Genomic DNA, 14043 nt, shown 5'->3' with positions numbered 1-14043 from the left:
ATACCTTGCCCTTGAGGAAAATGCACCTGTAAAGCGCTGTCTTATTTGCTGATGCTGCCGGCCTTCTTTAGCTTTATTCAGCCGTTTTAGGACGATCCAGCAAACCAAATGAAATGCGATTGGTGATGCTGCGCTTTTCATTTTCTGGCGCATCAGACTGTGCATCGGTGTCGGTTACAGTCTTGGCTTCTTTACCAAAAATACCCAGTGTCGCGCGGTTAAAGAAGCTGCCTTCACTACGCGCTGCACGCAGATTCACCGTCCCATCTGATTTCACCAGATTCGGATAATTCAGCTTTAATACATCCACATATTGCTGAGAAGTCGCTTTATCACCTAGCTGAGCATAGCCATAAGCAACCGTTGCCAGTGCTTCTGGAATCTGCGGAGTTTGAGGATAATGTTCAATCACCCACAAGCCACGTTCAACTGCTGCCAGATAAGCCTTACGCTTGATGTTGAAACGTGCTGCGTTCATTTCATGCTCAGCCAGTTCCTGACCGATAAACTGCATACGCTGTGCTGCATCCACTGCATAAGTGCTAGATGGATAGCGGCGAATGAAATCAACAAAATTCTGGTAAGCCACTTTCAGGTAGCTGACATCACGATGCGACTGTTTCAGCGAGGTATAACGCAGCAGGCCGTTATAGTTCTGTTCCATATTTGAGACACCGCGTACATAGTAGGCATAGTCGACATTTGGATGTTGAGGGTTCAGACGGATAAAACGCTCTGCCAGTGCGACCGCACCTTCATAATCTTTTTGCTGAAATTTCACATACAACAGTTCCAGTTGCGCTTGCGAGGCATACTGACTGGTCGGGAAATAAGTTTCCAGCGCTTCCAACTGTTTTGCTGCATCGGTATATTGATTACGATCTAGCGCTTTCTGTGCTTTTTGAATATAAACCTGTTCGCTAGATTCCGGACCTTTATCCACGACTTCTTTTTTTGGATTACTGCTACAGCCTACCATTGCCGATGCAATGCCTAATGTCACAGCAAGCATTGTCATTTTATAATGTGGTAGCGACATAAAAATTCCTCTGTTAATACGGGCAATGAGCTACAATTGCACTATTAAACCACTTTTGTCTGAATGAGCAAATGAGTCAAGCACAATCTTCCAATTCTAATATCCCTGATACTGATTTCAATTTACTTGAAGATTCTGAGGATGCAGATAACCATACTTCAGAAGCAACTGCAACACGTTTATCGTTGCAATTTCAACTGGATGAAACTTATATCGGGCAACGGATCGACCAGATTGCCGCAATGGTCTGGAGCGATTTTTCTCGAGAAAAATTAAAGCAATGGATTAAAGATGGCAATTTATTGGTGAATGGTCAACCGGTTAAGCCGAAATTTAAAAGTGATGGTTTTGAAACCCTGACTTTAAATGTTGAGCTTGAAGCGCAAACGCGCAGTCTGCCGGAAGATATTCCACTGGACATCATCTATGAAGATGATGACATTATGGTCATCAACAAACCAGTCGGTATGGTGGTACATCCGGGCGCTGGCAATAGTTCTGGCACCTTGGTGAATGCTTTATTGCATCACTATCCGAAATCGGCTGAACTGGCGCGTGCAGGTCTGGTACATCGTATCGATAAAGACACCAGCGGTCTGTTAGTCGTCGCCAAAAATCTGGAAGCACAATTTGCCTTAAGCAAACAGCTTGAGAAGAAATCAGTATATCGTCTGTATGATCTGGTGGTTTACGGCAATATTATTGCTGGCGGTATCATTGATGAGCCGATTAAACGCCATCCGGTAGATCGTGTGAAAATGACTGTACTTCCAGGCGGTAAAGATGCCGTGACGCATTACAACGTCAAAGAGCGTTTCCAGCATTTTACCCGTGTTCAAGCCCGTCTGGAAACCGGACGTACTCATCAGATTCGTGTACATTTCAGCTATATCGGTTTTGGCTTGGTGGGCGATCAGGTGTATATGCCACGTGTCCGTATGCCTGCAGGTGCATCACAATTGCTGGATGACACTTTACGTGGCTTTAAACGCCAGGCCTTACATGCAGCGAAACTTGGTCTGACCCATCCGCGTACCAAAGAAGAAATGACCTTTGAAGCGCCGTGGCCGGAAGACTTTGCCAATCTGGTTGAAGTACTGCGTACCGAAAACAAAGCCTATTAATCTTTTTATTTAGTTCGCGTCAAAGCAAGGAATCGAGATGCAATTTGTACCAGGACTTCCACAAGGTGTATATGTGGGTCAGACCCGCGTTCACCATGCGAAAGTACAGCCATCCGCACAGCCTGAATTTGCAGGTTTTAATCTGGCCTTGCATGTGCAGGATGATGCGCAACGGGTACAACAGCATCGTATGGCTTTATTACAGGATTTTGCTGCCTTTGGCGTAGATAAAATTACCTGGATGACCCAGACGCATAGCACCATCTGTCATAGTATTAATGAGCAGATGCCTTTTGAGGCACTGGTCGGAGATGGTCTGGTGACGCAGCGTAAGGCGCATGCCTTGATGATGATGACTGCAGACTGTTTACCTGTGGTAATGGGGAATGCGAAAGGTACGGAAGTTGCCAATTTGCATGCCGGCTGGCGTGGTCTGGCCGGTGGGATTATTGAAAATACCCTTGTAGCCATGCAAACTCCGCCGACCTGGGCCTGGCTCGGGGCGGCCATTAGTCAGCCATGTTTTGAAATTGGCGCTGAAGTAAAAGCTGCTTTTTGTAGTAAATATCCTGAACTGGACAGTGCATTTCAGGCGGGTGAACAGGCAGGTAAATATTATGCCGACCTGTATGCCATTGCACGTTATATCTTGCAACAACACGGCATAAATACCGTATTGGGTGGGAATCAGTGTTCTTATCGCCAGCCAGAGGAATATTTCTCTTATCGCCGTGAGCCAAAAACAGGGCGTATGGCGACATTCGTGTTTATGGCATGAAAATGTTAAACTTAACTGAATTTTTTGGCTTTTGAGCGTTATGTCCCTATCTTCCAAATCTATTGCGATTGTTTATCACAGTCCTTATGGACACACGGCTAAAGTGGCAAATTTTATTGCCGATGGTGCGCGAGAAACTGGTGTTCAGGTGCATATGATGAATGTCGAACATATAGACTGGGATGTGCTTGATGCCGCAGATGCAATTATCTTTGGCTGTCCGACCTATATGGGTAGCCTGACCTCTGCCATGAAGCTGTTTATGGAGCAATCCTCTAAACGCTGGCTGGCACGTAGCTGGCAGGGTAAACTGGCCGCAGCCTTTACCAATGGTGGCGGACTTAGTGGTGACAAGCTGGCGGTCCTGCAGCAAATCAACCTGTTTGCCATGCAGCACGGTATGCTCTGGAGTGGCTTGCCATTAATGCCGACAGGTCGTGCAGTGACGGACCTGAACCGGATGTCGAGCTTTTTGGGTTTAATGACCCAGTCGGATAATGCCCCGGTTGAAGTCACTCCACCTGAGGGCGATTTAAAAACCGCGTTCTGGTTTGGGGAATATATTGCCCTGACTCTGGCGCGACTAAATACCCCTGCTTAAAGCCATAAAAAAAACCTCCAAATGCGGAGGTTTTTTTTATATTCAACTTTTAATCCATTATTTATGGAAAATTCGCGCCTTATCACGTTGCCAGTCACGGTCTTTTTCGGTGGCACGTTTGTCATGAAGCTGCTTACCTTTGACCAGAGCAATTTCCAGCTTGGCATGTGGACCTTTCCAGTAGCAGGCCAGTGGAACGCAGGAATAACCTTTCTGGTTAATCGCACCCATCAACTTTTCAATTTCACGGCGATTCAGCAACAGTTTGCGGGTACGGGTTGCTTCAGGCACCACATGGGTCGAAGCACTTAACAAGGGCTGAACCTGTGCACCAAACAAGAACGCTTCACCATTTTTAAAGGTAATATAACTTTCTACAATGGTCATGCGACCAGCGCGCATTGATTTGACTTCCCAGCCTTTTAATGAAAGCCCCGCTTCAAATTTCTCTTCAATAAAATAATCGTGGCGGGCACGTTTATTCAGTGCAATGGTACCGCCATTATTTTTTTTTACTACAATAGATGCTTTCGCCATAATCTGATACTTCCAAACGTGCTGCTATTGTACCGCAACTAGAAATAAGGTGAAGTTTTTTAAATTAATGAGGATTATTCACCAAAAAAACAAGTTTTTGCTAAAATAAGATTCTACATAACAAACAGAGTACAAATGGATGTCTAAAACTCGTGTGATTTATCCGGGGACTTTTGATCCAATTACCAATGGACATATTGATTTGGTAACCCGCGCAGCGCGAATGTTTGATGAAGTCGTGGTAGCCATTGCTATCGGTCATCATAAAAATCCGGTATTCAGTCTGGAAGAGCGTGTCGCATTGGCGAAAGAGTCATTGAGTCATTTGGACAATGTTGAATTTGTAGGTTTTGACGGTTTGCTCGTCAATTTTTTCCGTGAGCAAAAGGCGACTGCTGTATTGCGTGGTTTGCGTGCAGTGTCTGATTTTGAGTACGAATTTCAGCTGGCCAATATGAACCGTCAGCTGGACTCCCATTTTGAAGCGGTGTTTTTAACCCCTTCAGAGCAATATTCTTTTATTTCATCCACTTTGGTGCGTGAAATTGCTCGACTAAGAGGTGATGTAACCAAGTTTGTACCACCAAACGTGGTTGCTGCCTTCGAGCGTAAACTTCAACAAGGTTGGTAGCGTGTCTTTATATATCACCGATGAATGTATTAACTGTGATGTCTGTGAACCTGTATGCCCGAATGAGGCCATCTATATGGGTGAACTCATTTATGAGATTCATCCAGACCTATGTACAGAGTGCGTCGGACATCATGATCAACCGCAGTGCCAGTTGTTCTGTCCGGTGGATTGTATTCCACTGGATCCGAATCATGTCGAAACGCAGGAACAGCTGCAAGCCAAGTATGAAAAACTGACTGCTCAAAAAACATCAAGCAATTAGTCTCGATATTTGATACTATGCCGCTCGAAGTGAGCCAGACGATCGCTGCTGTGGAGATCTCCGTGATTGAAGCAGGGGAGGAAAGTCCGGGCTTCATAGGGCAAGGTGCCAGGTAACGCCTGGGCGGTGCAAACCGACGGCAAGTGCAGCAGAGAGAAGACCGCCTTCATTATGTTTTCGAGCAATCGGAATCGGAGGTAAGGGTGAAAGGGTGCGGTAAGAGCGCACCGCATGGCTGGTAACAGTTCATGGCGAGGTAAACCCCACCGGAAGCAAGACCAAATAGGAATCCATTAGGCATGGCCCATGCTGGATTCGGGTAGGTCGCTTGAGCGCATGAGTGATTGTGCGCCTAGAGGAATGATCGTTCACGACAGAACCCGGCTTATCGGCTCACTTCAACAAATTTTGATCAAACAGCACAATATGGGGTTGACGTGATTTACAGAAAATCCCATAATGCGCGCACAGTTTAAGGCTATGTAGCTCAGTTGGTTAGAGCACCGCACTCATAATGCGGGGGTCACAAGTTCAAGTCTCGTCATAGCCACCATATTCTGAAAAAACCCGCTCCGATTGAGTGGGTTTTTTTATGCCTTTAAAAATTAAAATGAATATAATGAATGAATTGTAAACGAATGAAATTTAATAAAATGACTATAGATCAAATAAATTGGCAGAAAGATAATTTTGAGAATATTCAAACAGCTTGGGAAGGTGATCTCTGGGATCGACGTCGCTTGGGTGAACAACTGACTAACTATGTTGATCGTCTACAATGTGGTGCTGTTTTAGCTTTGGATGCTCGTTGGGGTGAAGGAAAAACATGGTTTGTAAGGCATTGGGCAAAGCATTTAGATGATACGAAACATAACGTTATTTATTTGGATGCGTTTGCAAATGATTATTTAGATGATCCTTTTCTAACAATTGCAGCTGAAATTAGCCAAGCTTTTAAAGATTCTGATGAAATTGGTATTGAAGAGATTAATGATTTTAATTCAAAGACTGCCTCAGTGTTAATTTCTTTAGCTGCTGTTATTCCTATGATCGCTGCCAAAGCAGGTATGCATTGGATTGGTCTAGGTGGTGCAGGTGAAGCTATACAGGAAGTCTATAAACAAGGGCAAGATGTTTTCGATACTGCTAGTGATGAAATAGCATCTAAGGTAAAAGAACAAATCGAAAAGAAAATAGAAAATCACCATATTGAAAAACAAACGATCCAAGATTTTAAAAAAGAACTCACTGAACTTGCTGCTCAATTAGAAAAACCTTTAGTTTTTATTATTGATGAGCTAGATCGTTGCCGACCCGACTTTGCGATTCGTTTAATTGAGCGGATTAAACATTTTTTTGATATCCCGAAAATTGTATTTGTTTTAGTTATGAATAAGCCCCAATTACTGCAATCAGTCAAAAAATTTTATGGTTATGATTCTGAAATGAATGGTGATTATCTTGAAAAATTTGTAGATTTTACTGTTCATATGTCTAGCGAGAGTGATCTTTATGATTTTGAAGAAGTAATAAAATATCAATTATTTAGAATTGGTGAGTTGAATTCACTTAATGACAGAAGTGAATTATTTTATTGGGCATTAGGGTTGCAGTTAGATAGCAAGTTTAATAGTAGAGAGTTAATAAAAAAGCTGAATAAATATGCTTTGTTACGAACATCACATCAAAAGAAAAATTTAATTTTACTTAGTTTGATAATGGGGCAGGAATCTTATGCAAATTATCATATTTTTATCAATTCAGTCGTCAAAAAAATAAATGAATATTTATGTACTGATAAACGCGTCTTTATGCAAAGACATAATTTGAGTACATGGGGTTCTAATGGAATTAGTGATATTGGAGAATCAGAGTGGTTTAGATTGATTTTAGAGAAGGACTTGGAGATTACAGATACATTTATTGATAAGCTTCTTGCGGCATATGAAAGTGCTAAGAAGAGTAGTGATCCTGAATATCAATTAATTAGTGTGTTGAAAGAGGTATCAATTTCTGAACTGGATCATTCAAGTAATTTTATTAAAGATTGGCAGTCATACATACATAAAGGGCTTTAATCTATAATTGATGAAAATATTTAACTAATTTTTCCACATCATCCGTCTGCAACTGCTCGCGCATTTTTAAAAACTGCTTTTCATCTATATCATAGATTTTTAGAGAGAGTACTTTTTCTATATCTTCTTGTGGAAAACGGTATTTAATAATTTTTGCAGGTACACCACCAACTACAGCATAAGGCGGTACGTCTTTAGCGACTACTGCACCTGTTGCCACCACAGCACCTTCACCCAGCTTTACACCTTGCATAATCATGGCACGAGAACCAATCCAGCAACCATCACCAATCACTGTATCACTAGCAGGCACAAAACTGCGTGTATCGAACGGAAACGCTGAAATCCAATCGGTACGGTGTAACTGGTTACCTCCCATCATAATTACGCATTCAGCACCAAAACAGACAAAATTGCCGATATAGAGCTGGTCAATCGGCTTCTCAGGCGTAGATGGCTTGTCATGTAAATAACGCACCACACAGCGCTCAAAGCCCTGATCCCAATAGGCTGAATAATAAGAATAATTCCCTTTAATATGAATATTCGGGTTCTTCACCGTTTTTGAGATGAACTCAAATTCACACCAGTGATTTACAGGAGAATTAATTAACTTTTCAGCCATAAGGGGGATACAAAAAATAGTGAATAAGAAATTATACCTAATCGGGGTTTAAACTTGCTGAATAATATCTAAAAGACATTCGCGCACGCATAAAACAATGATTAAGCTGTGGTCGATGCTGGAGGAATACGAGCAATCACCTTAATTTCAAAATCAAAACCTGCTAACCACGTGACACCTACAGCTGTCCAATTAGGATAAGGCTTTTGCGTAAACACCTGATTTTTAACTTTCATGATGCTTTCGAACTGCTGTTCTGGATCAGTGTGAAAGGTGGTGACATCAACAATATCATCGAAAGTACAACCAGCCGCTGCCAAAGTTGCAGCTAAGTTTTTAAAAGCCTGTTCTACCTGTTTCTCGAAATCTGGTTCAGGAGAGCCATCTTCACGGCTACCGACCTGACCAGAAACAAAAAGTAAGTCTTCCGATTTGATCGCAGCAGAATAACCATGCTGTTCATAGAGGGCATGGCGGTCTTGGGGAAATATCGCAGTTCTAGTCATGTCTATTCTCATTCAATATCTAATTTATAAGTGAGTGAAAGCAATTTAACTTTCACATACGCATCGTATGTAAACATAATTGACATACGGCCCGTATGTCAATTAAAATTTTTGTGATGATGAGGTAAAGTAATTCATGTCTGTTCGTGAACAAAAAATGGCGGAAACCCGCAAGAAACTGATTGAAGTGGCACGTCGTACGTTTGCAGAATATGGTTATGCAGACACTTCAATGGATAAGCTCACGGCAGAAGCAGGGCTGACCCGTGGAGCGTTGTATCATCATTTTGGCGATAAAAAAGGCTTGTTTGCTGCAGTGGTCGACCAGATCGATTCGGAAATGGCTTCATCTGCCCAGCAGCATCTGGAGCAGCCTGATGATCTGTGGGAAGGATTGTTGCTTGAAGGGCAGACCTATATTCAAAATGCCTTAAACTCTGAATTCCAGCGCATTGTATTGCGCGATGGGCCTGCGGTATTGGGTGATCCTGCACACTGGCCAAGTCAAAACAGATGTTTGCAGTCCACGCGTGAATGTGTTGAGCAATTATTGGTAGCAGACCGAATTAAAACAGTTGATCCGGAAGCTGCTGCGGTATTTTTAAATGGTGCTGCAATGAATGCAGCCCTCTGGGTGGCTTCTAGCGAACATCCTGAGCAGGTACTCCCTGAGGCTTTACATGCATTTAATTTATTTGCATCGGGGTTTTTAAAAGAAGCCCAGAGCTAATTCGTTTGTAGGAAGCAGATAAAGGTAAAAAACCCCTCAATCGAGGGGCTTTAAATTAAACAGCTTTAAATTTTAAAGATATTCAACTTTCACAATTTCGTATTCAACTTCACCGTTTGGTGTATTGATTTTCACATCGTCGCCTTCGTTTTTACCTAAAAGACCACGTGCAATCGGCGAGTTCACAGAGATCTTGTTAATCTTAAAGTCTGCTTCGTCATCACCTACAATTTTATAGGTTTTCTGTTCTTCAGTATCCAGATTTTCAATCGTGACCGTTACACCAAAAACCACACGACCATTCTGTTCAAGTTCTTTTACGTCGATCACCTGAGCTGCACCCAGTTTGCCTTCGATGTCCTGAATACGACCTTCACAGAAGCCTTGCTGTTCACGTGCTGCATGGTATTCTGCATTTTCTTTTAAGTCGCCGTGTTCACGAGCTTCCGCAATCGAAGCGGTGATACGTGGACGATCCACTGTTTTCAGTTGGTGTAATTCTTTCTCTAAGGCAATTTTGCCTTCAGGTGTCATAGGATAACGTTGCATGTTGTCCCTCAAAAGTCAGTTGAAAGATATAAAATCTATAAATAAAAAAAAGCCCGCCACCAAGAAGGTGGCGGGACTTCTTGGAAGTGAATTAACCTTTAGTTAGGTCTTGCAAACGATATACATCCATCGGCAATTTAATTGCTAAAGCTTGGCATACTGCATCCGCACCATTCAATGTAGTTGTGTTATACACTTTACCTTGAAGTGCTGAACGACGGATCGAGAATGAGTCTTCTTGTGCCTTTTTGCCTTCAGTCGTGTTAATCACAAGGTGGATTTCGCCGTTTTTAATACGGTCCACAATGTTAGGACGACCTTCAGTTACTTTATTGACACGTTCACATTCAAGACCAGCATCGCTAATCACTTTAAATGTACCATCAGTTGCAAGAATCTTGAAGCCTAGGTCAATCAATTGTTTTGCAATACCCGCCGCACGTGGTTTGTCTGAGTCACGTACAGAGATAAATGCGTGTTTGACTTCACCTTCAGTTGGAAGACCTGGTAAACGCTCATTTGCACCTAAAACAGCTTTATAGAATGCCTCACCAAATGTTTTACCAACGCCCATCACTTCACCAGTCGATTTCATCTCAGGGCCAAGGATCGGGTCAACACCAGGGAATTTGTTGAATGGGAACACTGCTTCTTTGACAGAGAAGTGCTCAGGAATAATCTCTGATGTAAAGCCTTGCGACTCAAGAGATTGACCCGCCATACAACGTGCAGCAACTTTCGCTAAAGATTCACCGATACACTTAGAAACGAATGGCACAGTACGAGACGCACGTGGGTTCACTTCCAGGATGTAAACATCTTCACCTTTAACAGCAAACTGTACGTTCATCAAACCGATTACGCCAAGCTCTTTTGCCATTGCAACGGTTTGACGACGCATTTCGTCCTGAATCTCTTTAGATAGAGAGTAAGGAGGAATTGAACATGCTGAGTCACCTGAGTGAATACCCGCTTGTTCAATGTGCTGCATGATACCGCCGATCACCACGTCTTTACCGTCAGATACGCAGTCCACGTCAACTTCGATCGCGTCATCTAAGAAACGGTCAAGAAGAACAGGCGCTTCGTTTGATGCTTGAACCGCATCACGTAAGTAGCGTTTGAGTTCTTCATCGTTGTACACGATTTCCATCGCACGACCACCAAGCACGTAAGAAGGACGTACCACAAGTGGATAGCCGACTTTAGATGCTTCTGCCATACCTTCTTCAGCAGATTTTACAATGCTGTTGTTCGGTTGACGAAGTTGCAGACGTTGAATCATTTGTTGGAAACGTTCACGGTCTTCTGCACGGTCAATCGCATCAGGTGATGTACCGATAATTGGCGCACCGGCTTCTTCTAAAGCGCGTGCCAATTTAAGCGGAGTTTGACCACCGTACTGAACGATAATGCCTTTAGGCTTCTCGATACGTACGATTTCAAGTACATCTTCCAACGTAATTGGTTCGAAGTATAAACGATCTGATGTGTCGTAATCTGTAGACACCGTTTCAGGGTTACAGTTCACCATGATGGTTTCGTAGCCGTCTTCACGCATTGCAAGCGCCGCGTGTACACAGCAGTAATCGAACTCGATCCCTTGACCAATACGGTTAGGACCGCCACCAATCACCATGATCTTGTCACGGGTTGAAGGGTTGGCTTCACACTCTTCATCGTAAGTTGAATACATGTACGCTGTATCAGATTCGAATTCTGCAGCACATGTATCCACGCGTTTGTACACTGGCGTTACGCCCAGGTTCCAACGGTGTTTACGGAATTGTTTTTGTGAAATGCCCATCAAGTCCGCAATGCGAAGATCTGATAAACCTTTACGTTTGAATGCACGGATGTTGTCCGCATTCAAGTCGCCAAAACCTAAAGTTTTGATTTGGTTTTCAGTTTTGATAATGTCTTCGATTTGAATCAAGAACCAGCGGTCAATATTCGTTGCAGCGAATACTTCGTCTAAAGTAAAGCCGTGACGGAATGCATCGCCCACGTACCAGATACGCTCTGGACCTGGCACTTTAAGTTCTTGCAAGATTTTGTCGCGCGCGCCTTCAGCACCCACTTCAATTTTTTCGTCAAAACCAGAAGCACCCACTTCAAGACCACGAAGGGCTTTTTGTACAGATTCCTGGAAGTTACGACCAATCGCCATTACTTCACCGACAGATTTCATCTGAGTTGTAAGCGTTGCGTCAGCTTGTGGGAATTTCTCGAAGTTGAAACGAGGAATCTTAGTAACTACGTAGTCAATTGCAGGTTCAAACGATGCAGGTGTTGTACCGCCAGTGATGTCGTTTTTCAACTCATCAAGCGTGTAACCAACCGCTAATTTCGCAGCGATTTTTGCAATTGGGAAACCAGTTGCTTTAGAGGCAAGGGCAGATGAACGTGATACACGTGGGTTCATCTCGATCACAACCATACGACCAGTATTTGGACAAATACCGAACTGTACGTTAGAACCACCTGTTTCTACGCCAATTTCACGTAGTACAGCTAAAGATGCGTTACGTAGAAGTTGGAATTCTTTGTCTGTCAATGTTTGCGCAGGAGCAACAGTGATTGAGTCACCAGTGTGTACGCCCATTGGGTCAAAGTTTTCAATCGTACATACGATGATACAGTTGTCGTTTTTGTCACGAACAACTTCCATCTCGTACTCTTTCCAACCAATTAAAGATTCATCGATCAATAATTGTTTAGTCGGAGAAAGATCGAAACCGCGTTCACAAATTTCGATGAATTCCTCGCGGTTGTAAGCGATACCGCCACCAGAACCACCCATGGTAAATGATGGACGGATAATCACTGGGAAGCCGAAACGTGCTTGAATTTCTAAAGCATGTTCCATTGACTCAGCAACGTCAGCTTTTGGACATTCAAGACCAATTTTACGCATTGCCTGGTCAAACAGTTTGCGGTCTTCAGCTTTTTCAATCGCTTCTTTGGTTGCACCGATTAATTCAACATTGAATTTTTCTAAAATGCCGTGCTCATCGAGGGCAAGGGCACAGTTCAATGCAGTTTGACCACCCATGGTCGGAAGAACAGCGTCTGGGCGTTCTTTCTCAATAATTGCTGCAACAGTTTGCCAAGTAATTGGCTCAATATAAGTTGCATCTGCCATGGTTGGGTCGGTCATGATGGTCGCTGGGTTCGAGTTGACCAAAATAACGCGGTAGCCTTCTTCACGAAGGGCTTTACATGCTTGAGCACCTGAGTAGTCAAACTCACATGCTTGACCGATGACAATCGGACCAGCACCAATAATCAAGATGCTTTTAATGTCAGTACGTTTAGCCATGATGCTTCCTTAATTACTTCTTAGATGCTTCGATAAGTTCGATGAAATGATCGAACAATGGTGCGCAGTCATGTGGACCCGGGCTTGCTTCAGGGTGACCCTGGAAGCTGAACGCAGGTTTGTCTGTACGATGGATACCTTGGTTGGTGCCATCAAACAGTGAGCGATGCGTTACACGCAACACATCAGGCAGATTGCTTTCATCGACTGCGAAGCCATGGTTTTGAGAAGTAATCATCACTGTACCGTTATCAAGATTTTGTACAGGATGGTTCGCACCGTGGTGGCCGTGAGGCATTTTTAAGGTTTTAGCACCACTTGCAAGCGCAAGGATCTGGTGACCCAGGCAGATACCAAATACTGGAATTTCAGTGGTTTCTACAATTGTTTTTACAGCTTCAATTGCGTAGTCACATGCAGCCGGATCACCAGGACCGTTCGAAAGGAACACGCCATCTGGATTCAGTGCAAGTACATCAGCAGCAGGAGTTTGCGCCGGCACAACAGTCAGTTTACAACCGCGGTCTGCGAGCATACGTAAGATGTTGGTTTTGACACCGTAATCGTATGCAACAACATGGAATTTAGCTTCTGGTTGAGAGAAACCTTTGCCTAATGTCCAAGAGCCTTCAGTCCATTCAAAACCTTCAGGGTCGCAACATTCTTTTGCCAGGTCTAAACCGTTTAAACCACCAAATGCACGTGCTTTTTCAAGCGCTTCAGCTTCAGTGATATTTTCGCCAGCAAGGATACAGCCATTTTGCGCACCTTTGTCACGTAAGATACGTGTCAATTTACGCGTGTCGATATCCGCAATTGCCACAACATTGTGTTGTACCAAATATTCAGCTAATGATTGGGTTGAACGGAAGTTACTGTGCAGTAAAGGCAGGTCACGAATGATCAATCCGTTCGCCCAAACCTTATGAATACGACCTGATTCAGCGTCTTCTTCATTACAGCCTGTGTTACCGATATGTGGGTAAGTCAGTGTCACAAGTTGCTGTGCATAACTCGGGTCAGTCAAAATTTCTTGATAGCCAGTCATGGCAGTGTTGAAAACGACTTCACCAGTCGTACTACCCGATGCGCCAATCGAAGTACCTTTAAAGATAGTTCCGTCGGCAAGGGCTAAAATTGCTGGGGTGCTCAAACCAAAGCTCCTGAAATTTAGGCTGTAAAAAAGCGAGAAGACGAAAAAAAAGGAAGGCTATTTTTTAAACCTACCCTCCTATGTCTGCTCGCTTGAACTTAACAC

Annotated in this window: 14 protein-coding genes, 1 tRNA gene and 1 other RNA gene; 9 read left to right on the top strand and 7 right to left on the bottom strand. The window is 43.4% G+C overall.

The genetic code is table 11. The features are described 5' to 3' along the window. Positions 1 to 73: 73 nt before the first annotated feature. Positions 74 to 1039 carry an outer membrane protein assembly factor BamD gene (locus F894_RS11325; RefSeq protein ID WP_005247742.1) on the bottom strand — a complete coding sequence of 322 codons (966 nt, stop codon included), beginning with the start codon at positions 1037 to 1039 and terminating at the stop codon, positions 74 to 76. A gap of 71 nt (positions 1040 to 1110) precedes the next feature. Here F894_RS11325 and rluD point away from each other — a divergent pair, with 71 nt between their 5' ends. From rluD to F894_RS11310, 3 genes are read left to right on the top strand one after another with little or no spacing between them, the layout of a single operon-like run. After that, entirely contained in the window at positions 1111 to 2163 is a 1053-nt protein-coding gene (gene rluD / locus F894_RS11320) for a 23S rRNA pseudouridine(1911/1915/1917) synthase RluD (protein WP_005247740.1), read from the top strand. A gap of 37 nt (positions 2164 to 2200) precedes the next feature. After that, a complete protein-coding gene (pgeF, locus tag F894_RS11315; RefSeq protein ID WP_005247739.1) occupies positions 2201 to 2941 on the top strand; it encodes a peptidoglycan editing factor PgeF in 741 nt (246 codons plus the stop codon). A gap of 40 nt (positions 2942 to 2981) precedes the next feature. Then, positions 2982 to 3542 carry a flavodoxin family protein gene (locus tag F894_RS11310; RefSeq protein ID WP_005247737.1) on the top strand — a complete coding sequence of 187 codons (561 nt, stop codon included), beginning with the start codon at positions 2982 to 2984 and terminating at the stop codon, positions 3540 to 3542. A 57-nt stretch (positions 3543 to 3599) separates the two neighbouring features. On the opposite strand, the gene smpB is transcribed toward F894_RS11310, so the two are convergent. Next, entirely contained in the window at positions 3600 to 4079 is a 480-nt protein-coding gene (smpB, locus tag F894_RS11305; protein ID WP_004280586.1) for an SsrA-binding protein SmpB, read from the bottom strand. Between the two features lie 139 nt (positions 4080 to 4218). Between smpB and coaD the strand changes: the two genes are divergently transcribed. The 5 genes from coaD to F894_RS11285 all read left to right on the top strand — a co-directional run bounded on the left by coaD (position 4219) and on the right by F894_RS11285 (position 7053). Next, positions 4219 to 4710, top strand: a complete 492-nt coding sequence (gene coaD, locus F894_RS11300) for a pantetheine-phosphate adenylyltransferase (RefSeq protein WP_004280585.1) — start codon at positions 4219 to 4221, stop codon at positions 4708 to 4710. A 1-nt stretch (position 4711) separates the two neighbouring features. Next, positions 4712 to 4975 carry a YfhL family 4Fe-4S dicluster ferredoxin gene (locus F894_RS11295; RefSeq protein ID WP_004280584.1) on the top strand — a complete coding sequence of 88 codons (264 nt, stop codon included), beginning with the start codon at positions 4712 to 4714 and terminating at the stop codon, positions 4973 to 4975. A gap of 26 nt (positions 4976 to 5001) precedes the next feature. Continuing rightward, positions 5002 to 5379: RNase P RNA component class A (gene rnpB, locus F894_RS14760), an RNA gene on the top strand. Positions 5380 to 5451: 72 nt separating this feature from the next. Continuing rightward, positions 5452 to 5528 (top strand) — tRNA-Met (locus F894_RS11290). 100 nt (positions 5529 to 5628) lie between these two features. Continuing rightward, complete coding sequence (locus F894_RS11285; protein ID WP_034438491.1) at positions 5629 to 7053, top strand: KAP family P-loop NTPase fold protein; 1425 nt, start codon at positions 5629 to 5631, stop codon at positions 7051 to 7053. Between the two features lies 1 nt (position 7054). On the opposite strand, the gene F894_RS11280 is transcribed toward F894_RS11285, so the two are convergent. Both F894_RS11280 and F894_RS11275 read right to left on the bottom strand, forming a co-directional pair. Beyond that, a complete protein-coding gene (locus F894_RS11280) occupies positions 7055 to 7678 on the bottom strand; it encodes a CatB-related O-acetyltransferase (protein WP_005247734.1) in 624 nt (207 codons plus the stop codon). A 101-nt stretch (positions 7679 to 7779) separates the two neighbouring features. Then, the gene (locus tag F894_RS11275; RefSeq protein WP_004280579.1) at positions 7780 to 8184 is read right to left on the bottom strand and encodes a RidA family protein; all 405 of its coding nucleotides are present in this window, start codon (positions 8182 to 8184) and stop codon (positions 7780 to 7782) included. 136 nt (positions 8185 to 8320) lie between these two features. On the opposite strand from F894_RS11275, the gene F894_RS11270 reads away from it, so the two are divergent. Next, positions 8321 to 8914, top strand: a complete 594-nt coding sequence (locus tag F894_RS11270) for a TetR/AcrR family transcriptional regulator (protein WP_005247723.1) — start codon at positions 8321 to 8323, stop codon at positions 8912 to 8914. 72 nt (positions 8915 to 8986) lie between these two features. On the opposite strand, the gene greA is transcribed toward F894_RS11270, so the two are convergent. From greA to carA, 3 genes are all read right to left on the bottom strand, one after another. Then, positions 8987 to 9463 (bottom strand): transcription elongation factor GreA, encoded by a 477-nt coding sequence (gene greA, locus F894_RS11265; protein ID WP_004645764.1) that lies wholly within the window; start codon positions 9461 to 9463, stop codon positions 8987 to 8989. Positions 9464 to 9554: 91 nt separating this feature from the next. Next, a complete protein-coding gene (carB, locus tag F894_RS11260) occupies positions 9555 to 12785 on the bottom strand; it encodes a carbamoyl-phosphate synthase large subunit (RefSeq protein WP_005247716.1) in 3231 nt (1076 codons plus the stop codon). Positions 12786 to 12798: 13 nt separating this feature from the next. Continuing rightward, positions 12799 to 13938 (bottom strand): glutamine-hydrolyzing carbamoyl-phosphate synthase small subunit, encoded by a 1140-nt coding sequence (gene carA / locus F894_RS11255; RefSeq protein WP_004280574.1) that lies wholly within the window; start codon positions 13936 to 13938, stop codon positions 12799 to 12801. Positions 13939 to 14043 lie beyond the last annotated feature (105 nt).

Source organism: Acinetobacter sp. CIP 51.11 (genome assembly GCF_000369665.1).
Classification (GTDB): Bacteria; Pseudomonadota; Gammaproteobacteria; order Pseudomonadales; family Moraxellaceae; genus Acinetobacter; species Acinetobacter lwoffii_S.
Note: the sequence above shows the minus strand (reverse complement) of the source record. Positions and strands in the feature narration are given on the sequence as shown.